The following is a 23,101-nucleotide window of genomic DNA, read 5'->3' as shown; positions in this document are numbered from 1 at the left end:
GCGAAAAGTCACAGTCACGATCCGTGGCTGTGACTTTTTTTCTTTTAAAAGGCAGAAAAAACGACCAAAGCCTCTTCACAAAGAGATATGTTCGCCTTTGGGCCAAGTGACTTCTAAACATAGACCATTGTTGTCAAAAAACACAAATGTCCCCAGTTCAGGAATCTCTGTGACGGATACATGAGCATGGCTCAAACGCTCACGCAAGGCTTGTGCTGCATTCCCGTTCGGGAGTCGCAGGGCCACATGGGGGACGAAACTCTGCGGATGGGTATCTGAAGCACCCAGCGTTGTCCTTGCTATCGGTCGTTCAAAGAAATGGAAGCCCCATACGTTGTCGTCGTTGGGTTTAACCAAAATAAGACAATGCCTGCCGCGCCCTTCTTGGGATGGGGCGATATCACTGGCTTGCATCCCCAACACGTCTCGGTAGAAGCGAATCGTTGCGTCCAGATCCGCTGTATTCAAGGCAATGTGATGAATACTTTGCCAGGGAATTTGAAAAGATTGCTCTGTGTGAGACATACTACATCAGCTCCTTCTTTTTTAGACGTTATATAAGGGAATAGGGGCACTACGAGGGTCGGGAACAATAGGCTTTTGCATCATCCGCTGTTTTGCCCGTGCGAGAAACGCCGTTGGCGTGCAGCCTGCCCATGTCTTGAATTCATGGATGACATGGGCTTGATCATGATAGCCAAGATGGGAAGAGACGTCAGCGAGAGAAGTGGCTGGCCCTTGTATCAATGAGGTTAGCAGCGCCTCGAAGCGGAGGAGACGTGCGAACACCTTGGGCGAAACGCCTATGCACTGCTTAAATCGTCGCTCAAATTGGCGCAATGAAAGATCGCACTCAGCGGCAAGGGTACTCATACGGATCTGTCCCTGTGTATTGTAAAGCAGCTCAAGTGCTGATTGCAGAAAAGTCAAATCGGCAAGAGTCCAGCGCGTTCGTGCAGCGTTAAATTGCTGTGAGCAAAGGATTTGCTTGGCATAAGAACTGCGGCGTACCGTTCCTTCCAATGTGAGGGCAAGGCGGAGCCAAATTCCATCACGTGGGACATAGATCGGCATAGTCTTCTGATCAAGCAATGGCATTTGTTTTGGATAAATAGTACCGGGTATTTCCATCGTGCAACTCACCTCCTCATGAGTTCAACGAGAACAGGTTTTAGAAAGAGCTTCACACACACCAGTGTTTCACTTGTATTTAGGTGTCTTCATTTATGGAAGTTCTAACGAGATCATAACAGAGTACACCATCAGGAGTATTGTGAAAAATCGACGGCTCTGTACTTTTCTTCTTTGGTGAATTTATAGAAAAAAAGGAGCTGCGCTAGGCAGCCCCTTCTCCGTTTATATGTTGAGTTTCTCGTTTTGCTTTTGAATAAACTCATCTTTGGTTAAACCATACAAAATAAAATCCATGTATTTACCATTGATATATACCACTTGTCTCCGCACACCTTCTTGAACGCAGCCAAGTTTCTGCATCATCCTCGAAGAACCTTCATTTCCTTCAAGAACACAATCATTAAATTTATGAAGCCTTCGTTCCAAAAAAGCATACTTTAAGAGGATTTCCATTGCCCGGGTACCATGACCCTTACCACGATGCTCTTTATCGATGACGATCCCGATACTAAACGTTCCGTTTCTCTCGTCGATGCTGTTTAAATTGATTCCGCCGATACTCTCCCCATGTAATGTTTCAATCGTAAACATGATGCGTCCGTTCGTAGAGGTGAAATCAGCATTTTCCTCTGTAAACCTCTTTGCTCCTGAAATGGTAGGGGGTAATTCCATCGCACATTCCAGTAGGAGACGTGCGGGAGTTTCATAGAGACCTATGTAAAAACTTTCCCAATCTTCAGGTTCTATGGCACGCAATCTAATTTTATCATCTTGCCAAAAATAATGGCTGTAATCGATCTCTCGCATCATAACGACCTCCGATGATAAGCATGAATTTAGTTAAAATCCATATTAGCACGGGATATCCTAATTCTGGGGATAATGAATGGTTTTAATTTTTTATTATCGTTATAAAAATAAAAAACCGGCACAACGACGCGCCGGTTCACGAAATGCCCATATAGACATATTCCTAAAAATGCCATGGATACAGAATAGTCTATAAAAAAATTCAATATAAGTCTATTACTTTTTTTGCATAGATTGTATGTTATTAAAGCGACCGCGGCGCAAAAACGAATCGGTGATCTTGCCGAAGATAAGGAAGGGAGAAATCCTGCATGATTACACTCAGAAAAATCACGCTCGAAAACAGACGCGAAATATTTAAACTAGAGGTTTCGGAAGATCAGCGCCGCTTCGTTGCGTCCAATTTGTCCAGCGTAGCTTCGTGTTATGTTCTTGCGACCAATGGAGGGCATCCTTTTCCGTTTGCGATTTACGCGGATGAGCAGCCCGTCGGCTTTGTGATGATCACGTATAAAATTACCGGTTACGATACCCCATCCATCGCAGATGACGGCTATTGTATTTTGCGGCTGATGATGGATCAGCGGCACCAAAATAAAGGCTATGGCCGGGAAGCCATGAAAAAGGTGCTGGAGTTTATCCTCACTTTTCCGGCAGGTCCAGCACAATACTGCTGGATTTCTTACAAGGCCGATAATGCGCCCGCCAAAAAGCTGTATGAAAGCCTCGGCTTCCGTGACAGTGGTGAAGTGATCGGAGACGAGCAAATCACGGTATTGCGGCTCAACTCACAGGCTTCTATTACTTGTGTCTGAGGACAGACACGTCAAACGCAAAACCAAACCTAAAACCAAGCAGCGGCCGGCCTAAGGACCGGCTGCTTTTCATTGATCTAGCAGGCCATTTGCAGCTCCTAGGTGAAGCCCTTTACTTTACAACGGCATCATGCTAAACTGGATTTCGATAGTTATAGAACTGCGGAATAGATGGAGGAGGTGAGCATCATCATGGGTGATCATCAAACAGATCTGCAGGCCGTTAAGGTATATAAAGCTCTGGGGGAACCAACCCGGCTGAAGATCGCCTTGCTGCTCTCGAAAGAAAGCGATCTATGCTTCACGGCCATCGGTGAAAAGCTTGAATCAGTTGCGGGTTCGACGCTGTCGCATCATCTGAAGCAGCTGACGGATTCCGGTCTGATTGATTCACGGAAAAGCGGATCGTATATTCACTATAACGTCAATCGGGATGTGGCGGAAAAATTTGCGCCTTATTTAATGGCGTAATTTTTTTAACTTACATTTCGATAGTTCTAGAACTGAGGAATTGATGGTTGTACAAGTTATCCTCTATACCCTATAAAGAAGGAGTGCACTCTTATGAGCGACAAAGCAAATACGATGGAGATTGGAATCAGTACGTTTCTTCACGCAGATCACGAAAAAGGGGGTGTCTCACATGCCGAGCGCCTGCGTCAAGCCATCGAAGAGATCCAATTGGCCGATCAAGTCGGTCTTGATGTCTTTGCCATCGGTGAGCATCACCGTATCGACTACACAAGCTCGTCGCCAGCCGTCATATTGGCTGCTGCTGCGGCGACAACAAAGAACATCCGGCTCTCGAGCGCGGTGACGGTGTTGTCTTCGGATGATCCGGTGCGGGTATACCAGAGCTTTGCGACGCTTGACGGACTATCGAACGGGAGGGCTGAGATCATGGCCGGACGAGGCTCGTTCATCGAATCGTTCCCGCTGTTCGGCTATGACCTGAAGGATTACGAGGAATTGTTCGAAGATAAGCTGGAACTGCTGCTCAAGATCCGCGCTTCAGAGCGGGTGACATGGCGCGGCGGACATCGTCCTGCGATTGACAATATGGGCATCTATCCTCGTGCTGTGCAGCAGCCTTTACCGGTCTGGATCGGCACGGGCGGCAGCCCGGAATCGGCCATACGGGCCGGCTTGCTGGGACTTCCGATCGTCTTCTCAATCCTTGGCGGACTTCCGCAGCGATTCGCATCCTTGGTGGAGCTCTACAAGGAAGCGGCTGTGAAAGCCGGGCATGATCCAAATCAGCTGCAGATTGCTACGCACTCGCATGGCTTTATATCCGATACGACACAAGAGGCGTCAGAGCGGTATTACCCTGTGATGGCGGCCCAAATGAACCGGATCGGACGGGAACGCGGTTGGTCTCCTTATACACGTGACTCATATGATGCATCCAGCAGCCTTCATGGCGCTCTTTATGTCGGGGACCCTGAATATGTGGCGGAGAAAATCTTATTGCTGCACAAGAATCTGGGCCTAACCCGATTTCTCATGTACGTGGATTTCAGCACGCTCCCCCATCGCGAATTGCTGCGAACGATTGAGCTGCTCGGCACCAAGGTAGCACCGATAGTCCGTCAAGAGCTAGGGCCGTCAAGCATCAAGCGGTAATGATGGAGCGCAGTGACCCGATCGGGCGTTAGATGCCTAAGGATGAGGGCAATATTTTTTTAGTCATGATTTCTACAGATTTAGAACTGTAAAATTGATGGGATGAGGAGAGATACGATATGAGATGGAAAATTTATATATTGGCGATTGCGAGCTTTTTAGTCGGAACCTCTGAGTTTGTGATTGCCGGCATACTGGATATGCTTGCAAAGGACGTTGGCGTGTCGGTAGCGGCGGCCGGCCAACTGATTACCGTCTACTCGCTTGCCTATGCGATCGGTACTCCGATTCTGGTTGCGCTCACGGCAAGGATGGATCGGAAGAAGCTTATGCTGTTGGCTCTGGGTTTGTTTTTCATAGGTAACCTGATCACCATCACATCTACCGGCTACGGCATGCTGATGGGAGCAAGAATCATACTGGCGATCAGCACCGGGGTATTCATGGTTGTCGCCCTTACCGTAGCGGCCAAGATGGCAAGTCCCGGTAAGCAGGGGGGGGCGATCGCCACCGTTCTCTTGGGCTTTAATCTCGCGCTCATTCTGGGGGTTCCTCTGGGAAGGGTCGTTGCGGGCTCGTATGACTGGAAGGTCATTTTCACGGGGATCGGGGTGCTCAGCCTGCTCGCCATGTTGGTTCTTCTGCTGGCGATTCCCAAATCAGAGGGAGAGGCTCCCGTTCCCATTCGGGAACAGCTCGCCTTGTTCAAAACGCCCCGGATCTTCGCTGCGCTGTCCATCAGCTTTTTCTGGATAATGGGATATACGATTCTGTATACCTATATCACACCGTTTCTTCTGACCATTACGGGGATGAGCGAACGGATGGTAAGCATCGGGCTGTTTGCATTTGGGCTGGCAAGTCTCCTGGGCTCCCAAGTTGGCGGCTACGGTGTAGATAAATGGGGGATCCCCCGCACGATGGTGGGGAGTCTGCTTTTTCACTCGGGTATTTTATTTTTGCTGGCGGCGTTTGCCCATCACTCCATGCTTGTACTGCCGCTACTGATGTTGTGGTCCTTCTTTGCTTGGTCGATGGGTCCGGTTCAACAAGTGTACTTAATCGGTATGGCTCCCCAGGCTTCCGGGATCATCTTAAGCTTGAACACATCCATTGTGCAGTTAGGGATGGCTGTAGGGGCTGTTATCGGAGGTGTTATTGTGGACAGCATCTCTCTGACAGCAGCCGGCTGGCTGGGTGGAATAGGGGTCGCCCTTGGGCTGATCCCGGCCGTGTATTCTTTGACAATGCGCCGCCAGGCTGCATGAGAAGAGCTGGAAGCATAGGCTTTGATTTTCGGATTTCCCCCACTTAAGAAGGCTCTATACATTAAGAAGTCCGAAAACAAGAGCGGTCGCAGGAACATTTTACGTACTTGCTCCATTATCCATATGAGTGATTCATCATCTAGCGTAAATGCAATAGCTCCGTCCAAAATGAAGGCAGCCGGCTTGTTGAGCGGCTGTCTTTTTGCGGTTAAGGGGACTTCCATTCGTTCTCGTTCATACTGCCACTTTGCCGAGCATAAGGAAAATAAGTAGCCAGTTAACATAGAATGAACTAAAGAAATGAACGCGTTATAGGCCTCTAGTGTGCCGCTGTAAAAGGAAGCTCAATGCAAACCTTTAGTTCAATCTATATAAATGAAGCCAAAACGGAGATCGAACCGTATTAAAAATAAATCGTTACAAAAAATGACATCCCAAAACATCATCATGTAGAATATGGTAAAGGATGAGATTAGTGATGAAGGAGGTGCGAACCTAATTGGGAATGAAATACATAAAACTGCTGGGTATCACTCTGGGGGTCATCGTCGTGAACATCGTTCTGTTCTCCCCGGGGTTTATCGGTCTTAACCTCGGCGGCAGCGCCTTTTCGACGGCATTCGGGATTACCTTCCTTCTGGCGAGTGTTCTGGTCCTCATTTATTCGGTTTACAGTGTTAACGCCAAGACTCCGGCTGCCGTGCCGGTCAAACAGATCCAGACGCATGATGACTACGTAAATGCCTTGCAGTACTACAAGAAAGTAAAAGCGTTAGAAGCGGATATATCCCTTGCTTTAAATCAGCTCGACCGCATCGCACGCAAGAAGTACAAATTGGTCGGCGTGTTGACCCAGCGTTTCGATCCGAGCGAGCTTAGCTACAAAAAATTCATGTCGACGGTCCAGGCGGTAGAAAACGTATTTTACCTCAACCTCAAAAGCATCCTGAACCGGCTGGGCGCATTCGACGAATCCGAGTTTAAAAGTCTTAGTGGATCTAAAGCCTCCCATCTACCTCCAGAATTGCTCCAAGAAAGAAAGCAGATCTACAACGAGTATTTAACATTCACCAAGAACTCCCTGGCGACCAATGAAGAGATCCTGCTCAAGCTGGATAAGCTCCTGCTGGAAATATCCCGCCTGGACAGCTTCGAAGCCGGCGACATCGAGAAGATGCCCTGCATGCAGGAAATCGATCTGTTAATTAATCAAACCAAATATTATAAGAATTAGAGGTGTTCAAGTGAAGAAGGGCAGGTTTATTCTGACTTCAGTGATCGTGTTGATATTTGTATTTGCGCTCGTGTACGGGGGAATTACGGTAACCTCGAATCTCGGGAAATCGAAAGACCAGGTGACCGCGGAAGACGCAGCCAAACGGCTGGATAAACTGTATTCGAAGATTTCACCCGCAACGGCAACGCCTGTAAAAGGACAAATTGACCTGGACCCGGTGGATGTGGCCTCATCCCTTCCGGATATCAGCAAATTTCCGATTACGGTGCCGAACACGAATGATCATTATGTCGAGATTTTCTCATCGACCGAGAAGTCGGGAACCGGCGTGGACGGCTGGCTCACGGAGGCGGCAACGGAGTTCAATAAAGCGAATGTGGCTGTAAACGGAACTCCCGTATCGGTTAAGGTCCGCAACATCGCTTCCGGTACGGCAGCGGACTATATCATGTCAGGTAAATACGTACCGGATGCCTTCACGCCTTCCAACGAATTATGGGGAGAGATGGTCAAGTCCAGCGGTGTCAAAACCCAATTGGTGTCTAAGCGCCTCGTAGGCAACGTTCCAGGGATCGTCATCAAGAAGTCCAAATACGATGCACTTGTCGAAAAGTACGGTTCCATCAATGTCAAAACGGTAACGGATGCGATCGCAAGCAACGAGCTTGTCATGGGTTATACGGATCCTTTTGCCAGTTCGACCGGCCTGAATTTCCTGGTGACCTCGCTGAATACGTTTGACAGCTCCAATATTTTAAGCGATAAAGCGGTTCAAGGGTTTGAGAAATTCCAAGCCAACGTACCGTTCATTGCCTCGACGACGATCCAAATGCGGGATGCGGCTACATCGGGCTCTCTCGACGGGTTCATTCTGGAGTACCAGACGTTCGTCAATGCACCAGACCTGAAAAGCGGCTATGTCTTCACTCCATTTGGCGTGCGTCACGACAGTCCGCTCTACGCGCTTGGCGATACTAAGCCGGAGAAGCTGGCTATTTTGAAAAAGTTCGCAGAATTCGTAACCCAGGATAAGTACGCTAAAGCAGCAAAAGACAAAGGCTTCAACGGGCTGGAGGATTACAAATCCGAGATGGCCCCGATTGACGGGAAGCTGCTGACATCCGCCCAGAAGGTATGGAAAGAGAAGAAGAACGGAAGCAAGCCGATTGTAGCTGTATTTGTGGCGGATACGTCAGGCAGCATGGATGGTGAACCGCTGAACCGCCTGAAGGAATCACTCATTAAGGGTCAAAAATATTTGGGCAAAGACAACAGCATCGGCATGGTTTCTTATTCCGACGACGTGACCATCCAGCTCCCGATCGGAAAATACGACGTCAATCAGCAGTCGATGTTCGTGGGCGCAGTGAACAGCCTTCAGGCCAGCGGCCAGACCGCAACGTTTGACGGCATCGTGGTTGCGCTCAAGATGCTGCAGGACCAGCTGGCGGCCGATCCGAACATGAAACCCGTTATTTTCGTACTAAGCGACGGTGAAACGAACAAAGGCAATTCGCTCAGCGACATCAAAGCACTGATTGAGAACTATAAGGTTCCGATTTATACCATTGGCTATAACGCCAACATCAAGGCGTTGCAAAGCATTTCCAGCATTAACGAAGCCGCCAGCATCAATGCGGATACCGATGACGTCGTGTACAAGATCGGAAATCTGTTCAACGTTCAAATGTAAGGGTGAAGTCAAAGGGGGAGGATGAGATATGGCGTTTACGATGAGTGTCTCAAGTGCGGAGCAGATCCAGGCTGTGATCGAGGAGGAAGTTAAGCCGGTACCGGAAGAGGTAGCGAAACTGAAAGAAATCGCCGATGCGAATGTGGCTTCCATTATGGAGCTGGATGTGGAGTCGCTGGACAAACGCAAGGAGATTTTGCAATCGATCGACAGCTTCGGGCTGGATACGATGAAGCTTTCTTCTGAGAAGAACAACCTGCTGCAGGTGTCCGTCGGCAATCTTTCCAAAGGCGGGGATGAAGGGGGAGCCGTTGCCAAAGGGCTGACGGAACTGCATACGCAGCTGAAGGATCTGGACCCCAGTTTGATCGACTTTGCTAAAAAGGGATTCCTTGGCAAGCTGTTCAACCCGCTGCGAGCATACTTTTTGAAGTTTGAAAAGGCAGACGACGTCATTGCTGACATTGTCGTATCCCTCGACAAAGGGAAAACGACGCTCAAAAACGACAACACGACGCTGGAGCTGGAGCAGCAAACGATCCGGGAGCTGACGAAGACGCTGAAGAAAGAAATTCAGCTGGGGACGATGATGGACGAATCGATCGAGGCGCAGATTGAAGCGGCCAAGCAAAGGGGAGAAGATCCGGAAAAAGTCCGTTTTATTACGGAGGAAGTCCTTTTTCCGATGCGGCAGCGCGTGATGGATCTTCAGCAGATGCTGGTGGTCAACCAGCAGGGCATCATGGCCTATGAAGTGGTCATCCGCAACAATCGCGAGCTGATCCGGGGCGTGGACCGGGCCAAAACCGTCACGATCTCGGCGCTGAAAATCGCGGTGACCGTGGCCAGTGCGCTGTACAACCAAGGCATTGTGCTCAAGAAGATCGAGCTGCTGAATCAAACGACGAACAATATCATTGCCGGTACCTCCCGGATGTTAAAGGACCAAGGCGTAGCGATCCAGAAGCAGGCCATTGAAACCAGCGTCTCCGTCGATACGCTCAAGCAGGCTTTCTCCGATGCCATCTCCGCCTTTGAAGCGATCAGCTCTTACAAACAGGCGGCGCTTCCGAAAATGCGGGATACGATCAATCAGTTCCGTGCCTTGTCCGATGAGGGGGAGAAGCACATTCAGCGTCTGGAAAAAGGGAAAGCGCTGGGGCTGTGACCGGTTATCATGAACTCTATATTGAAAGTGCGAAGACAGCCGGTTTTGTGACCGGCTGCTTTTTTTTGAATAATTTCTCCATCTTGTCACAAAATCAAATTGTGGATTGTCTTCAATAGTGTTGAAACCAGGAGGGAGAGATAGAATTTATGGAAAAGCTGCTTGTCATTAATGCGCATCCGAAAGTGGAGGACGCTTCATCCGTAAGCTTGACCGTGCTCCGGCACTTTTTAGAAGCTTATCGAAACCTGAATCCGGAGGGGCCTATCGAACAAATTGATCTGTATTCGGAAGATGTGCCCTGCATTGATCGATTATTTTTCAGCGCACAGGAAAAAATGCAAAAAAATGAGCGCTTAACGGAAGAAGAGCAGCGGCTCACTTCACGGATGTCGGATATCCTTCGGCAGTTCAAGAGCGCCAAGAGGTACGTCATCGCCATGCCGCTGCATAACTTTAATATTCCTTCGAAGCTCAAAGATTATATGGATAACATCCTGATCGCCAAAGAGACCTTCGCCTATACGGACAAGGGATCGATCGGCCTGCTGACCGACGGCCGGAACGTTGTCGTCATTCAGGCAAGCGACGGGATTTATACGAACCAGGACTGGTACACGGAAGTCGAGTACTCCCATCGTTATTTGAAATCGATGTTTAACTTTATAGGCGTCGACTATCAAATCATCCGGGCACAGGGCAATCATTCCTTGAAGAGGGATGAGGTGCTGGCTAAGGCATTTCAAGAAGCCGAATCTGCGGCGGCTTCTTTGGCACATCAGGGAATGCAAGTGTCCAATCAGGCAGGGAGCAAGTAATTCATCGTAAGGGCGTCAGCCCCGGATTCACGTAGGCTATGTTACAATAAGCGGAAAAGAGCGGGGACGGAGATGGATAGATGACAACAGATACATCCAGTTTATATGTAGAGTATAAGCCGCTGCTGAGCAGCATCGCCTACCGAATGCTGGGGTCGCTCACGGACGCCGAGGATATTGTGCAGGATATTTTTGCTGAGCTGGAAACGATACAGACCGATCATATTTTAAACATGAAGGCCTATTTGCTTAAAATGGTGACCAACCGGAGCATCAATATGCTGAAGTCGGCCCGTAAAACACGCGAAGTATATACCGGCCCTTGGCTGCCGGAACCTGAGACGGCTGATGCAGGTCAGACTCCCGAAACGGCAGCGATCCAAGCCGAATCGGTCTCCTACGCGCTGCTCGTCCTTCTGGAACAGCTGTCGCCGGTGGAGAGAGCCGTCTTCATTCTCCGGGAAACGCTCGATTACGATTACCGGGATATCGCCGAGCTGCTGGACAAAAGCGATGCGAACTGCCGAAAGCTTTACAGCCGGGCGAAGCAGAAGGTCAGCACCGCGCCGGTTCCGGGGCGGGAGGAGAGAGCGGCCGCCGAGCCGCCGATTGCAGTGCCTGTAGAAAGTACTCGCGTCACTTCCGACCAGGCCAAGCATGCGGAAATACTATCCCGCGCTTTTATGGCAGCGGCGAATTCCGGCGATTTCAGGGAATTTGTCGGCATGCTTGCGGATGATGCCCGATTGTACACGGATGGCGGCGGCAAGGTTCGCTCGGCGATCTTCCCGATCATCGGCAGCCATCGTATCCTGGCCTTCCTTCAAGGGATTGCCCCGGGAAATATCAAGCCGGAGAATCAGCTGCTGATCGACGTCAACGGGCAGCCCGGCCTGCGGTTGAACCGTGGCGACGAGCTCTTTGCGGTGTTGTCCTTCCAGTTTGACAGCGACTCGCGGCCTGTCCGTATGTTTATGGTCACGAATCCGGATAAACTGCAGCATGTGACCCCGTAACGGCTTTTTTGGCAGATATAAAAAGGGTTTCGGAAACAACATGTAGAATATCCCATATGGTTAAAAATTCCAGATGGGAAAGAGGTATGCATTTTGAAATTTGAACAACAAAATTTAAGCCATTCAAGCTTCAATTGCTGCGACCTCAGTGAAACGGAAATTCAATGCTGCAATGGCAGCGGGATGAGCATGAACGATGTGAATTTGACGGGAATGCATATTTCCGATGCGAATTTGAGCGAACTTGCCATTGACGGTGCTCAATGGGGCGGCGCACATTTTCAATCCATCGGCTACGGAGATCCAAGCCAGCCTGATGCAGAACACAACAAGGAGGGCGTCCGTTTTTCAGACTGCAGCTTCCAGAACGGGCGGATCACCGACTGTAATTTTACGAACGCCAATTTTCAAAACTGCGACATATCGGGATTGGTCATCAATGGGATCAACATCGAAGAATTAATCCAAAAGTATGTTCCTGCGGAACAGAGAGAGTAGGATACAGATAAAACAACGAAAGCCACCCCAGACCCTGGGGTGGCTTTCATGGTTATGCCTGCCGTACCACATCATCCGCATCCGTGGAATAAGCGAGTTCTTTCTGCGCGTCAAGCGCGGCCAATCTGTCCAGCAGAGCTTCCCGGATTTGCTCATAGGCATCGCTGCCCAGTGCCATCCGGATCGGACCGTCTCCCTGATCGACGCGGCGGATGATCTGCTGCGCCATTTTATCCGGATCGCCGACAACCATTTGATTGAACATGTTCATATCGATGCCCGGCAGTTCCCCTTTCATCAGGCTGACGAATTGGCCTACCTCCTTGTCCCGATATACGTCCATCCGTTCTCCGAATACCGCATTGCTCGTAATAAAATTTGTACGGATTCCGCCCGGCTCCACGATAGTCGTCTTAATATTGAACGGCGCGGCTTCCTTGGCCAGCGCTTCAAAGGCGCCCTCGACCGCCCATTTGGAAGAACAATACAGCCCCATTCCCGGGGTGGAATAATGCCCCGCCATGCTCGATATCTGCACGATGTGCCCGCTGCCCTGTTTGCGGAAAAAAGGCAGGAAGGCACGAGCCGCGCGCAGTGATCCGAGGACGTTGGTCATGAACAGATGCTCGATCTGCCCGTCGCTTGCTTCTTCCACTGCACCGTATAATCCATAGGCTGCGTTATTGACAAGCACATCAATCGTGCCGAGTTCCTCCCATGCCCGTTCGATCACCTCAACAATTTGCTGCGGGTTCGTCAGATCCAAATGAGCCTGCCATAATCGGGAACCATATTGAGCTTTCAGATCGTCCAGCACACCCGGCTTGCGCACCGTTACGGCTACACGGTCGCCTCTTTCAAGCAACCGGCGGGTGATGCGCGAAGCCAAGCCTCCTGACGCTCCTGTAATAAACCATGTTTGCATGCTAAATGCCCTCCAATCGCTGTATTCCTCTGTATCATACGAGCAGCGGAAGGGCCCTAGCCACAGCATGTTTATACTATTAACGGGAGTAACAGTCTACGATCATAAGCCAATGTCCACCTGCAATCCAGGCGAGATAGGTTCTGCTCTATTGAGGCAGCTGGTCTTGTTCCAGCATAGACATTAACCTCTCCTCCGTGCCTGAACCGGGTACCGGTACGAAGAAACACCAGTGAAGGTCCGGGTCGCCGTCAATGACGGCCGCCGAATGGAGCATAAACTCCATTTCCTGACCATCCGGAAGGCGGAACAAAGCGGTGGTTACACGCTTTTGCTTGATTTCGTAGAGGTTCCAGTAGTACTCGAATTCCTCACTTTCCCGTCTCAAGCGTTCGAAACGTTCCATATACAACGGGTTGTCTTGGCTTCGGTCATAGCTTGCTCGCAGCACCGCCGCCGAGTAGCGGGCGAAATTTTCCCAGTTCACAAGCCGTTTACGGTAATCCTCTTTGAAAAATATAATGTTCAGCATATATCTTTCATTCTCCGGCATACGGCCGAAGTCGGCGATGATCAGTTCTGCGGCGCGGTTCCAGGCGATCACATCCGTGCCCGCATCCGTGATGAACGAAGGGTACCACAGTTGATCGACGATTTGCTGCAGCACGCCGGAATCCGGCTCCTCGCTGTTCGGAACGGCGCCGGCGCTTGCCGGGTCCACATGGGCCAAATCGAACAGATGCTTCTGCTCGTCTTCGTCGAGCTGCAGCGCATGGCTGATATTTAACAGCACTTCCGGCGAAGGATTAGCTTCTCTGCCTTGCTCCAGCCAGGTGTAGTAAGTCACGCTCATATTGGCAAGATACGAGACCTCTTCCCGCCGAAGCCCTGGGGTACGCCTTCTTCCAGGCAGCGGCTGGATCCCCGCTTCAGAAGGCTGCAGCCGTTCCCTGCGCGATTTGATGAAATCGCCCAATGGAGAAGAAGAACGAGTTGTTTTCATTTTCATGTACGCCACCATCCTTGCGTTTCCAAGTAGGCCGACAACAGCCATTTAGAACATTGTAATCCTTTCAACCTGTTGATTTCCATCTTCCGCTTCTGAACGGTTTAACTGCATTGAAAAAAATGGAATTAAAGGGTTTGACGAAAAATCTTTATATTTATATTATTAGAAATATAGAAATAAAGATCACGAATGAAGCCAATATCTGAAAGAAGGTGTGGTAAGGATGAGTCATAAACCTCTATTGGTCATTGTAGGGGCCGGTTCGGGCGTAAGCGCGGGTATAGCCCGCAAATTCGGGAGCAATGGCTTCCGGGTGGTTCTGCTATCAAGAACCGAGACTTCACTGCAGCGCAGCTTGGAGGATCTTCGTCAGGTGCATATCGAATCGTATGGAATAACTGCAGATGCTTCAGATCCGGATTCCATCAAAGCAGCCTTTACACAGATTGAAAACTTATATGGAATCACCGATGTTCTGGTATATAATGCGGCGCACATTGCGCCAGGAGATGCGTTATCGTTAACGGAACAGCAGCTGATCGATGATTTGAAAGTAAATACGGTCGGCGCGTTGACCAGCGCGCAGCAAGTCATTCCGGACATGGTCGAACGGAAACAGGGGACGCTCTTTTTCACAGGGGGCGGTATTGCATTGAACCCGAATCCATTGTATGCTTCTTTATCCATTGGCAAAGCCGCGGTCCGCTCACTTGCGCTTTCCCTGGCCGAGACGCTGGGGCCCCATGGAATTTATGTAGGCCAGGTTCTAATCGCCGATCATGTTCAGCGAGGGACTTTTTACGATCCGGACCGGATCGCCGATGTATATTGGGAATTGTATACCAATAGAGACCGGAAGGAATATTTATTTAAGGAATAATCATAGGCGCTTATTCATGGGCAAGGATCGTTTCATAAAAAGGACAGCTGCAAAGCGCTCGCAGCTGTCCTTTATTTTACCTCAATAGTGGTAAGTATAGACGAGCTTATATCATGCTCTTTTCCCATGCACCCCGAATTTCCACGCCGGTTGACTTGGCGGACCGTTCCAGTTCTTCGATTTCAACATCCGATAATTGGACGTCCATAGCCGACACGGCGCTGGCGATATGGGACGGTTTCGTCACGCCGATAATCGGCACCGTTCCTTTGGCGATCGCCCAGGCAATGGCGATTTCAGCAGGTTCAACATGGTGACGGAGGCTGATTTCTCTCATGACCCCGATCAGATCTTCCAGCTTGGCAAGTACCTTCTCATCAAAGGCGTCTCCTCGGCGGGTCCCTGCTTTAAAAGGATGTTTTGTATCATATTTCCCGGTCAGCGCCCCTTGCTCCAGCACCATATAGGAGAAGAAGATCAAATCATTGGCATTGCAGTATTCAATAATGCCGGCTTCTTCCGAGGAACGGTAGAGCAGACTGTAATGGTTTTGAACGGCTGAGAGCTGAAGCCCCTCTTGAGCCAAAATGTCCGCGGCGAGCTTGATTTCCTCCAAATTATGATTGGAGACCCCGGCGTATTTAACTTTTCCGCTCTTCATCAACGGGATCAGCTTAGAGGTCCACCGCTGGACGTCTTTCGGATTGTGGATCCAATACACGTCGGCATGATCCCTTTCAAGCCGCTGCAGACTCCCGGCGAGAAATTCTTCAACAGCCTCGTCCGTCTGCTCGCCGCGGGGCGTGAATTTTGTTGAGATCAGGACGTCATCTCTCCCCCGAATGAACTGGCCCAGAATCGTCTCCGAAGCGCCCATGCCGTAAACTGCGGCCGTGTCCCATAGATTTAATCCGGCATTCATCGCCGCATCAAATACGGGCCTCAGATCCTCGGCAGTCAGGTCATTCCCGAAAACCGCATCTCCTCCGTTGGCGCCGTTCCCCCAGGACCAGGTACCGAGGGCTACAGCCGGGATCGTTATGTTTTTTAATTGAAAAGTTTTCATCGTTTATTTCTCCTTTAACAATGGGATAGGACAAAGACGATTATCTTTTTCCGGGAAAGCCATGCCGCTTCGCGCTCCATGCGATGATCCAAGCGATCAGCAGCAGAATCAGCAGCACGGCCGGAAACGACTGGACGCCGATGAGCTCCAGCAAGGCTCCGCCGACGATGCCCCCGCCAGCGATGGCCAGATTCCATACGGTCGTATTGATGGGCATCACGATGTCCACGCCTTCTTCGCCGCTTGCATTCGCTTGAGCGGTTTGCAGCAGCGTAGCTGCTCCGCCGAAAGTAAGTCCCCACAATGCGACGGCGGCATAGACGACCGGTACCGATGTGCCGCCCACCCATAATGCGGCCGAAACCAGCGCAAAACCGAGCAGACTGAGCAGCGTCAACAGGCGCAGCTTGCGGTCGATGAGCAAACCGACAATCCAGATCGACACAATCGCCGCGAGACCAAAGACCAGAAGGACCAGATCAACGCGGCTGCCCAGCCCGGAACGCTCGAGAAACGGCGCAATATACGTATATAGGATATTATGGGCCAACATCCAGGTGAGTACCACCATAAGAATGGGACGGATGCCGGGCAATACAAACACTTGACCCATCGTCATGCGCTCGTCTGCGGGCTGCCCGGGATAATCCGGCACCTTCCACAGCACCCAAACCATGAGAACAAGGGTCAGAAGGGACATAAGCCCAAATACGGCCCGCCAGCCGATCAGGTCGCCGAGCAAGGTTCCAGCCGGTACGCCGAAGGTAAGAGCAATCGGCGTTCCTACCATGGCGACTGCCAAGGCGCGGCCTTTTAAAGCATCCGGTACCATTCGCCGCGCGTACCCGGCGATCATGCCCCACGCCGCACCGGCGGCCACACCGGCAAAAAAACGGGCTGCAAGCGTAAGGGCATAACTGCTCGAAATAGCGGTAATGGTGTTGAATACCAAAAATCCGGCAATAATGGCGAGCAGCAGCGGACGCCGCCTCATCCCGGCGGTAAACATGGCAAACGGAATGGCTGCCACAAGCGAGCCGATGGCATACAGGGTGACGAGCTGACCCGCCATTCCTTTGGAAATATTCAGCCCTTCCACGATGTGCGGCAGCAGCCCGGCCGGAATGGTTTCCGTGAGAATACAGATAAAACCGGTCATGGCAAGCGCCAGCAGCGCCAGCCAGGGAAGCCTGGCTGGGACGGATACCGGCTGGACCACTTTCGTGGAAGATGATATATGGGACAAGTGAGTGACCTCCTTCGAATGGTAACCTAATTTCTGGATCAATCATTCCATATACTAAGTTCAGCCCGGCTGACTTGTCAAGAACTTATGGATCGATTAGTATAAAATTCATGAAGGGGGTAATCGTATGCCACGGACAGGACGCCCCCGTGCGTTTAATCGGGACGAGGCCGTACTTGCCGCGATGTTTCTGTTCTGGGAGCACGGCTTTGAATCCACTTCGCTGGCCCAATTGCGCGCGGCGATGGGGCATATATCCGCTGCTAGCTTTTATGCGGCGTTTGAATCGAAAGAGGCGCTGTTTCGCGAGACGGTGGAACGGTATAAAGCAACTTACGGCCGGGTGATGGAGAGCTTTCATGATCAACGTTTGGCACCGAAAGCCGCCATCGAACAAGGGCTGCGCCGCTCGGCGCGAATGCAGACCGAAGGCTCTCATCCCCTGGGCTGTTTGGTGGTGTTATCCGGTATAAGCTGTTCGCCCGAGAACCAGCATATCCAAGAAATGCTGGCCAAGGAGCGGGAAAAAAACCGGGACGGGATTAAGGACTGCATTGAACGGGCAGTTGCGAATGGTGAGCTGCCCGACACGGTCGATGTTCCCATGCTGGTGTCTTTGTTCAACACCTTTCTCCTTGGCATATCGACGCAGGCGCGAGACGGTATCTCGTTCGAACAAATTGATGCAGCTATCACTCAGTTGATGAGCATCTGGGATGCCCTGTCTCGAAAAAACGGATGACAAGGAATACAAATCGTCTGATGATAGCAGCGGGGGAGAGAACATGAACAAAACGGAACGGCAGCTCGCCATTACGCTGGAGCTGCAGCGAAACAAGCTGGTCAGAGCAGAGGATTTGGCGGCCCGGTTCGAGACGAGCGTCCGGACGATCTACCGCGATATTCAGGCACTAAGCGAAGCGGGGGTTCCGATCGCCGGGGCTCCCGGGCAGGGCTATTCCCTGATGGAGGGTTATTTCCTGCCTCCGGTCAGCTTCACGGCGGAAGAGGCCGTGGCCCTGCTGATGGGCGCGGACTTTATCGAGCAAAGGTTGGATGCGGACTACAGCCCGGTGGCGGAGGCGGCCAAACGCAAAATTGAAGCGGTTCTGCCGGAGCCGGTACGCGCTGAGTCGATGCGAGTGCGGGAAACGATGCGCCTTCTCCAAGCCGGCGAGCCGGTAACCAGCCGGAAGGAAAAGGACTATCTCGGACAAATTCGGCGTGCGATTCTGGAGCGCCGCAAAATCAGGTTTGCGTATTTAAAAAAATACCCGGAAACGGACGGGAGCCGGATGAATATAAGGGAGGCGGCTCCATACGGACTGACGCTCGTTCAGGGGAATTGGACATTGGTCGCGCACTGCGACCTGCGGCAGGATATCCGCCATTTCCGATTGTCGCGGATGACGGAGCTTGCTGTGCTCGAGGAGGGCTTTGCCATGCCGGCCGGATTCGATTTGAAGCGTTACCAGCCGCCCGATGACCGCAACTTACGGGTGGTGGTTCGGGCGAATCCGGATATCGCCGACAAAATCGCCGAGACCACGCATTTTTATATGGAGGAAATGGAAGAACGGGAGGACGGACTGCGGGTCACCTTTCGCGTGCGTCAGCCGGAGGAGCTGCTCCCCTATATCCTCGGTTGGGGCGGGGCGGTTGTCGTGCTGGAGCCGGAATCCTTCCGCCGCCAAATTCAGACCGAGGCCGAAAACATATTAAACCGCTACTGACACGCTGTTGTCAGGAGCGGTTTTTTATAATGGGAGAAAATCCATAAATAAAGAGGAGTTGTTCCCATGTTGAAAAGCACAGCGAACGCGTTGCAGGATTTGGAGACGTCGGTAGAACGGTATTTGATTGAACTGGAGAACTTTGATATGGAGCAGTTGCTGATAAAAACGAACGAGGAAGAATGGTCGATTGGGCAGATGTATATCCATTTGATTCAAACGGCGCAGTTCATGCATCTGCAGCATGTCGATAGCTGTCTGGCCGGCAACGGGCCGGCACTCGCCACCGCGGAGGACAAGACGGAGATTGGCAGGAAGGTATACGAGCTGGGTAGCTTTCCGCCGGTCCGCGTCCGGGTCCCGGCATCACCGCAGTACACTCCGCAGCAGCCGGAGAGCAAGGAGCAGATTATCGAAGGGCTCCGGAGTGTAGTGGAACGGATGAAGCGGACGGAGCCCGCTCTGGCCGGAGCGTCTGAGCAATCTAAGATCCCGCATCCGCGTTTTGGTCCTTTAACCGCCGCGGAATGGTTTTTGCTGGTTGAGATGCATTACCGGCACCATTTTATGCAGCTGGAGCGGTTGAAAGGCGAGTTAAGCCTGGTTTAGCCCGTTAGCGTTGCCGCCTGTATTCTGAGGCCCAAAAAGCAGAAAATACAGCCGCAGTCCAGGGCTTGTCATCTTCCCTGGCTGCGGCTGTTTTTTTACTTAACGGTCGCTCCATTTAAAAACACCACAGCCAGCGGGGCATTTGCTCTAGGGAAAGGGATTTGGTTCAGAAGGAATCATATTTATTCTAGATCGCTGTTGACAAAGGAAATTTCATCGCTTAGTATATCGATAAATATAGAATTATAAACCTATGGAAGGAGGGCAACCCCATGAACAAGGAGCAGTCACATCAGGAAGCTGTAAAAATATACAAAGCACTCGGAGAGCCGACCCGGTTAAATATCGTCAAGCTCTTATGCAAGCATGATGAATTAAGCTGCAGCCAGATTGAGGAGCAGCTGAATTATAAAGGTTCCACTCTGTCGCATCATCTGAAACAGCTGGTGGAGTGCGGGGTGTTGAGGCTGGCGCGCAAGGAAGGGACTTATCACTTTTATCGGGTCAATCAGGATACATTAGATCGTCATGTCGTGCTTCAGCCAGATTAATTTTTTTTCGGTCCCATATTTCGATAAATTTAAATATATTAAGATAAGATCCAAATGAGTGTGCTGTCATTAGCGGCAGTTTCTTTTTTGACCAATATATTGATAGTTTTAAATCTATAAGAACACAAGAAGGATGTGGTTTAACATGTATGTATTTTTATGATCAATATTTCGATAAGTATAAAAACATCAAGATATTCATGGTAATAACCTAAAAGGAGAGGAATCAATGAATAAAATGGGACTCGTTTATCTGCTTGCTTTCGGCGCCTTTGTCATGGGGACGGCTGAAATGGTCGTCATGGGGATTTTGGGGATGATCTCGAATGATTTGAACGTATCCGTAGGCACAGCCGGGCAATTAGTTACGCTGTATGCCGTTGTATTTGCGATCGGAACCCCGATCCTTGTATCGCTTACCGGCAAAATGAAGAGAAAAAGGCTGCTGCTGCTGACCTTTACTTTGTTTGTCATTGGTAATTTGGTCGCCTTCTTTAGTCCGAATTTTACCGTCCTGATGATTTCCAGAATGATTCTGGCAGCCAGTCAAGGCGTTTTTACGGTGGTGGCCCTCATGGTCGGCTCCAGCCTGGTGGAGCCCCAAAAGCAAGGGAATGCCATCGGCATCATTTATATGGGATTTAGTACTGCCTTGGTTGCAGGCACTCCGCTCGGAACCATCATCGGCGAATATTGGGGATGGCGGCCGGTGTTTATGCTCATTGCGGCATTGAGTGTGCTTGCCATGATCGGAATCGCCGTGTGGATGCCGAAGGTACAAGAACAGAAGCCGACTTCGATTCGGGACCAGCTGCTTGCGCTGAAGGATCGCCGAATGGTCAGCGGCTTGATGATTACTTTTTTCTGGATTGCCGGGTATCAGTTGATGTTTACATACATTGCACCTTTTCTTGAGACAGCCGTGGGCATGAATACGACGATGATCAGCACGGCGCTCTTCGTATGCGGCCTGTTCGCTGTCATGGGATCACGCCTTGGCGGGTACGGCGCGGATAAGTGGGGAATTGGCAAAACGCTGCTCATCAGCCTGCTTCTTCATGCAGCCGCACTGGCCGTACTTCCGCTTGCCGCAGCCACGATGGTGAGCGCGCTGATCATTCTGGCGGTCTGGTTCGGAGCGGCTTGGATGACGACTCCCGCTCAGCAGTATTACCTCATCTCCCTTTCCCCGAAGACTTCGGGTCTTGCGCTGGGACTGAACAGTTCCATGCTGCAGCTTGGAATGGCGGTAGGCGCCGGGGTAGGCGGATGGGTGGCCAATCAGACGTCCCTAATGCAGCTGGGATGGGTAGGAGCAGTAAGCATTCTGCTTAGCGTGATCACTGCGCTGTACTCTTTTTCGCTCAAAAGCAGAAAAGAATCGGTACTGAGCAATTAACCTCTGGAACTCACCGTGAAAGGGGGGATGCCTGGACTTGAAAAATGCCTTGAGGGATCATTTGAACAGAACAATTTGCTGTCGTAAGCAACCACAAAACTTTAAAATGAGGTGGAAAATATGTCTGATTATCAACTTAATTTGAATGATAACCGTATCGTATGGGGAAAGGAAATCGATGTAGAGCCGCGAATTGGAAAATCTCCGAATGACTCGATCCGGCAAGGGGCGGGCAGCGCCTTGGATTGGAACTTGCCTGCCGGTATATATCGGGCAAAAGAGGTCGTCAGGGCGCTCGATCCCCTGCTTGAGGCGATGCTGGTCCAGCTTGGCGAACCGGTAAACGGCGATCCGGCGGTCCTGCTGGACAGCCTTCAGGCCAACTTGGCGATTTCCGGACGCGTGTCATCTCTGCCGCTTGGTCCCCTGGGTTTAGAAGATAAAGCCGGCGTCGAACTGACAGCCCAGGCGGTACGCATCGGCGAGCAGCTGGTAAGCTGGGCGCGGGAAATGAATGCGGAGAAGAGGACGCTCGCGAGTTATGGGCCGGAAACGCTTGGCCAGCTGGAATTTAGAAGCCACTGCTACGGTCATGCCCTGATCCCTGACGCTGTTGCACAGGTTTGGGGACCCTTTGGGGGCCCAAGAATCATGCAGATCTATAATGAATACCTGCACCAAATGGTTTTGCTGCGGGATGCCTTGCTTCCGTTTGCCAATTGGGAGCAGGTTCCGTTTGAAGTGAAGGAACATAAGGAGTTTAAAGGGCTCCGTTTTCTGGAACCAGCCCGGGAGGTCTTTTTAACTCAGCTGCTTGGGAAAAAGTTGACACACAAATCGATTGTCCAGTATGCGCAAAGTGTGGTCAGCTCGGGTCTGTCCGCAGCCGGTTACGGATTCCAATATCAACTGGGCACCGTATTGCCTGCCGGGCTGGGAGAGCCGGCCGGGACGGCGCCGCGGTACCTGCTGAAATGGCATCCGGTACGAACGATACAGGCAGAAGAAACGCAGGATATGGCTGCGATCTCGTTCGATTACGAATATGACGATTATTATGCGGCACCGCGCACCGATGCGGGAAGCGGTACGCCAGGGGATAAAGATACGCTTCCTGTCTCTTTAGGGAAGATCGCTGGTCCGAACGTAGCGCGTTTACTGCCGATTACGGCTTCTGATCGAACGACCCTGCGATTGAGCTTGGAAGTGGACGGACGTGAATTTTCGGTGGATCTCGGTCAGCTCTTTAGAGGGCATCGCTTTATGTACCGGCCCGAAGGAAACGACAACGCCGATGCCGCTATTGTGAAGCGTACCTCTGTCAGCCTGCATTCGGCAGCAGACATCCTTGCGCTTTCCGGATTGGTGACAAATACAGACGGAATCCACTTCATTCCAACCGATGGAAACGAGCTTGTCCGGTGGGCATTGCTTGGTAAGCTGTATCCCGAAAATGTGGTTATATTAGACAACGGCGATCCAGAAGAACTGGAAAAAGCCTATGTTTCCGGCAAGGGCTTTGGGACGCAGTTTTTAGTGTTGTAAGTCCAAAAAGGCTTCTCCCAATAAGGGGAAGCCTTTTTTCTACGGGGCAGCGCGG

The 23,101-nt window shown here is 51.0% G+C and carries 24 protein-coding genes; 17 read left to right on the top strand and 7 right to left on the bottom strand.

Translation table 11 applies throughout. The features are described from left to right. Window positions 1-75 precede the first annotated feature (75 nt). From KI379_RS25560 to KI379_RS25550, 3 genes are all read right to left on the bottom strand, one after another. Window positions 76-525, bottom strand: a complete 450-nt coding sequence (locus KI379_RS25560; protein WP_212985333.1) for a VOC family protein — start codon at window positions 523-525, stop codon at window positions 76-78. 21 nt (window positions 526-546) lie between these two features. Then, a complete protein-coding gene (locus tag KI379_RS25555; protein ID WP_212985332.1) occupies window positions 547-1,131 on the bottom strand; it encodes a helix-turn-helix domain-containing protein in 585 nt (194 codons plus the stop codon). A 225-nt stretch (window positions 1,132-1,356) separates the two neighbouring features. Continuing rightward, entirely contained in the window at window positions 1,357-1,944 is a 588-nt protein-coding gene (locus tag KI379_RS25550; RefSeq protein WP_244879436.1) for a GNAT family N-acetyltransferase, read from the bottom strand. Between the two features lie 311 nt (window positions 1,945-2,255). Between KI379_RS25550 and KI379_RS25545 the strand changes: the two genes are divergently transcribed. From KI379_RS25545 to KI379_RS25500, 10 genes are all read left to right on the top strand, one after another. Continuing rightward, a complete protein-coding gene (locus tag KI379_RS25545) occupies window positions 2,256-2,759 on the top strand; it encodes a GNAT family N-acetyltransferase (RefSeq protein ID WP_212985331.1) in 504 nt (167 codons plus the stop codon). Between the two features lie 192 nt (window positions 2,760-2,951). Further along, window positions 2,952-3,230: an ArsR/SmtB family transcription factor gene (locus KI379_RS25540; RefSeq protein WP_076173879.1), complete on the top strand. Its 279-nt coding sequence runs from the start codon at window positions 2,952-2,954 to the stop codon at window positions 3,228-3,230. Window positions 3,231-3,323: 93 nt separating this feature from the next. After that, window positions 3,324-4,385 (top strand): LLM class flavin-dependent oxidoreductase, encoded by a 1,062-nt coding sequence (locus KI379_RS25535; protein WP_212985330.1) that lies wholly within the window; start codon window positions 3,324-3,326, stop codon window positions 4,383-4,385. 119 nt (window positions 4,386-4,504) lie between these two features. Beyond that, window positions 4,505-5,653 (top strand): MFS transporter, encoded by a 1,149-nt coding sequence (locus KI379_RS25530; RefSeq protein WP_212985329.1) that lies wholly within the window; start codon window positions 4,505-4,507, stop codon window positions 5,651-5,653. A 505-nt stretch (window positions 5,654-6,158) separates the two neighbouring features. Next, window positions 6,159-6,887: a hypothetical protein gene (locus tag KI379_RS25525; RefSeq protein WP_076174015.1), complete on the top strand. Its 729-nt coding sequence runs from the start codon at window positions 6,159-6,161 to the stop codon at window positions 6,885-6,887. A 10-nt stretch (window positions 6,888-6,897) separates the two neighbouring features. Beyond that, the gene (locus KI379_RS25520; protein ID WP_212985328.1) at window positions 6,898-8,583 is read left to right on the top strand and encodes a vWA domain-containing protein; all 1,686 of its coding nucleotides are present in this window, start codon (window positions 6,898-6,900) and stop codon (window positions 8,581-8,583) included. Window positions 8,584-8,611: 28 nt separating this feature from the next. Beyond that, on the top strand, window positions 8,612-9,751 hold the full coding sequence (locus KI379_RS25515) for a toxic anion resistance protein (protein ID WP_076173875.1): 1,140 nt from the start codon (window positions 8,612-8,614) through the stop codon (window positions 9,749-9,751). Window positions 9,752-9,900: 149 nt separating this feature from the next. After that, window positions 9,901-10,569, top strand: a complete 669-nt coding sequence (locus KI379_RS25510; protein WP_212985327.1) for an FMN-dependent NADH-azoreductase — start codon at window positions 9,901-9,903, stop codon at window positions 10,567-10,569. Between the two features lie 80 nt (window positions 10,570-10,649). Further along, window positions 10,650-11,585, top strand: coding sequence for a sigma-70 family RNA polymerase sigma factor (locus KI379_RS25505; protein ID WP_212985326.1), 936 nt, complete (start codon window positions 10,650-10,652; stop codon window positions 11,583-11,585). Window positions 11,586-11,678: 93 nt separating this feature from the next. Further along, window positions 11,679-12,083, top strand: a complete 405-nt coding sequence (locus KI379_RS25500; RefSeq protein ID WP_212985325.1) for a pentapeptide repeat-containing protein — start codon at window positions 11,679-11,681, stop codon at window positions 12,081-12,083. Window positions 12,084-12,135: 52 nt separating this feature from the next. Here KI379_RS25500 and KI379_RS25495 read toward each other — a convergent pair whose 3' ends face one another. Continuing rightward, window positions 12,136-13,008, bottom strand: coding sequence for an SDR family oxidoreductase (locus KI379_RS25495; protein WP_212985324.1), 873 nt, complete (start codon window positions 13,006-13,008; stop codon window positions 12,136-12,138). Window positions 13,009-13,156: 148 nt separating this feature from the next. Beyond that, on the bottom strand, window positions 13,157-14,017 hold the full coding sequence (locus KI379_RS25490; protein WP_244879435.1) for a helix-turn-helix transcriptional regulator: 861 nt from the start codon (window positions 14,015-14,017) through the stop codon (window positions 13,157-13,159). A 223-nt stretch (window positions 14,018-14,240) separates the two neighbouring features. Here KI379_RS25490 and KI379_RS25485 point away from each other — a divergent pair, with 223 nt between their 5' ends. Next, window positions 14,241-14,897, top strand: coding sequence for an SDR family NAD(P)-dependent oxidoreductase (locus tag KI379_RS25485; RefSeq protein WP_076173870.1), 657 nt, complete (start codon window positions 14,241-14,243; stop codon window positions 14,895-14,897). A gap of 106 nt (window positions 14,898-15,003) precedes the next feature. On the opposite strand, the gene KI379_RS25480 is transcribed toward KI379_RS25485, so the two are convergent. Together KI379_RS25480 and KI379_RS25475 are read right to left on the bottom strand one after the other, a co-directional pair. Beyond that, window positions 15,004-15,963 carry an aldo/keto reductase gene (locus tag KI379_RS25480; RefSeq protein WP_212985323.1) on the bottom strand — a complete coding sequence of 320 codons (960 nt, stop codon included), beginning with the start codon at window positions 15,961-15,963 and terminating at the stop codon, window positions 15,004-15,006. A 40-nt stretch (window positions 15,964-16,003) separates the two neighbouring features. Next, window positions 16,004-17,209, bottom strand: a complete 1,206-nt coding sequence (locus KI379_RS25475) for an MFS transporter (RefSeq protein ID WP_373309616.1) — start codon at window positions 17,207-17,209, stop codon at window positions 16,004-16,006. Between the two features lie 127 nt (window positions 17,210-17,336). Here KI379_RS25475 and KI379_RS25470 point away from each other — a divergent pair, with 127 nt between their 5' ends. The 6 genes from KI379_RS25470 to KI379_RS25445 all read left to right on the top strand — a co-directional run bounded on the left by KI379_RS25470 (window position 17,337) and on the right by KI379_RS25445 (window position 23,046). After that, window positions 17,337-17,951: a TetR/AcrR family transcriptional regulator gene (locus KI379_RS25470; RefSeq protein ID WP_212985322.1), complete on the top strand. Its 615-nt coding sequence runs from the start codon at window positions 17,337-17,339 to the stop codon at window positions 17,949-17,951. Between the two features lie 43 nt (window positions 17,952-17,994). Continuing rightward, the gene (locus KI379_RS25465; RefSeq protein WP_212985321.1) at window positions 17,995-18,942 is read left to right on the top strand and encodes a helix-turn-helix transcriptional regulator; all 948 of its coding nucleotides are present in this window, start codon (window positions 17,995-17,997) and stop codon (window positions 18,940-18,942) included. 66 nt (window positions 18,943-19,008) lie between these two features. After that, entirely contained in the window at window positions 19,009-19,551 is a 543-nt protein-coding gene (locus KI379_RS25460) for a DinB family protein (protein ID WP_212985320.1), read from the top strand. Window positions 19,552-19,823: 272 nt separating this feature from the next. Next, complete coding sequence (locus tag KI379_RS25455; RefSeq protein WP_076173865.1) at window positions 19,824-20,102, top strand: ArsR/SmtB family transcription factor; 279 nt, start codon at window positions 19,824-19,826, stop codon at window positions 20,100-20,102. Window positions 20,103-20,331: 229 nt separating this feature from the next. Further along, window positions 20,332-21,501 carry an MFS transporter gene (locus KI379_RS25450; RefSeq protein WP_089548788.1) on the top strand — a complete coding sequence of 390 codons (1,170 nt, stop codon included), beginning with the start codon at window positions 20,332-20,334 and terminating at the stop codon, window positions 21,499-21,501. Between the two features lie 120 nt (window positions 21,502-21,621). Further along, entirely contained in the window at window positions 21,622-23,046 is a 1,425-nt protein-coding gene (locus KI379_RS25445) for a hypothetical protein (RefSeq protein WP_212985319.1), read from the top strand. Window positions 23,047-23,101 lie beyond the last annotated feature (55 nt).

This window comes from Paenibacillus cineris (assembly GCF_018333335.1).
Classification (GTDB): domain Bacteria; phylum Bacillota; class Bacilli; order Paenibacillales; family Paenibacillaceae; genus Paenibacillus_AQ; species Paenibacillus_AQ favisporus.
The sequence above is the reverse complement of the archived record's forward strand: the minus strand, read 5'-3'. Positions and strand labels throughout refer to the sequence as shown.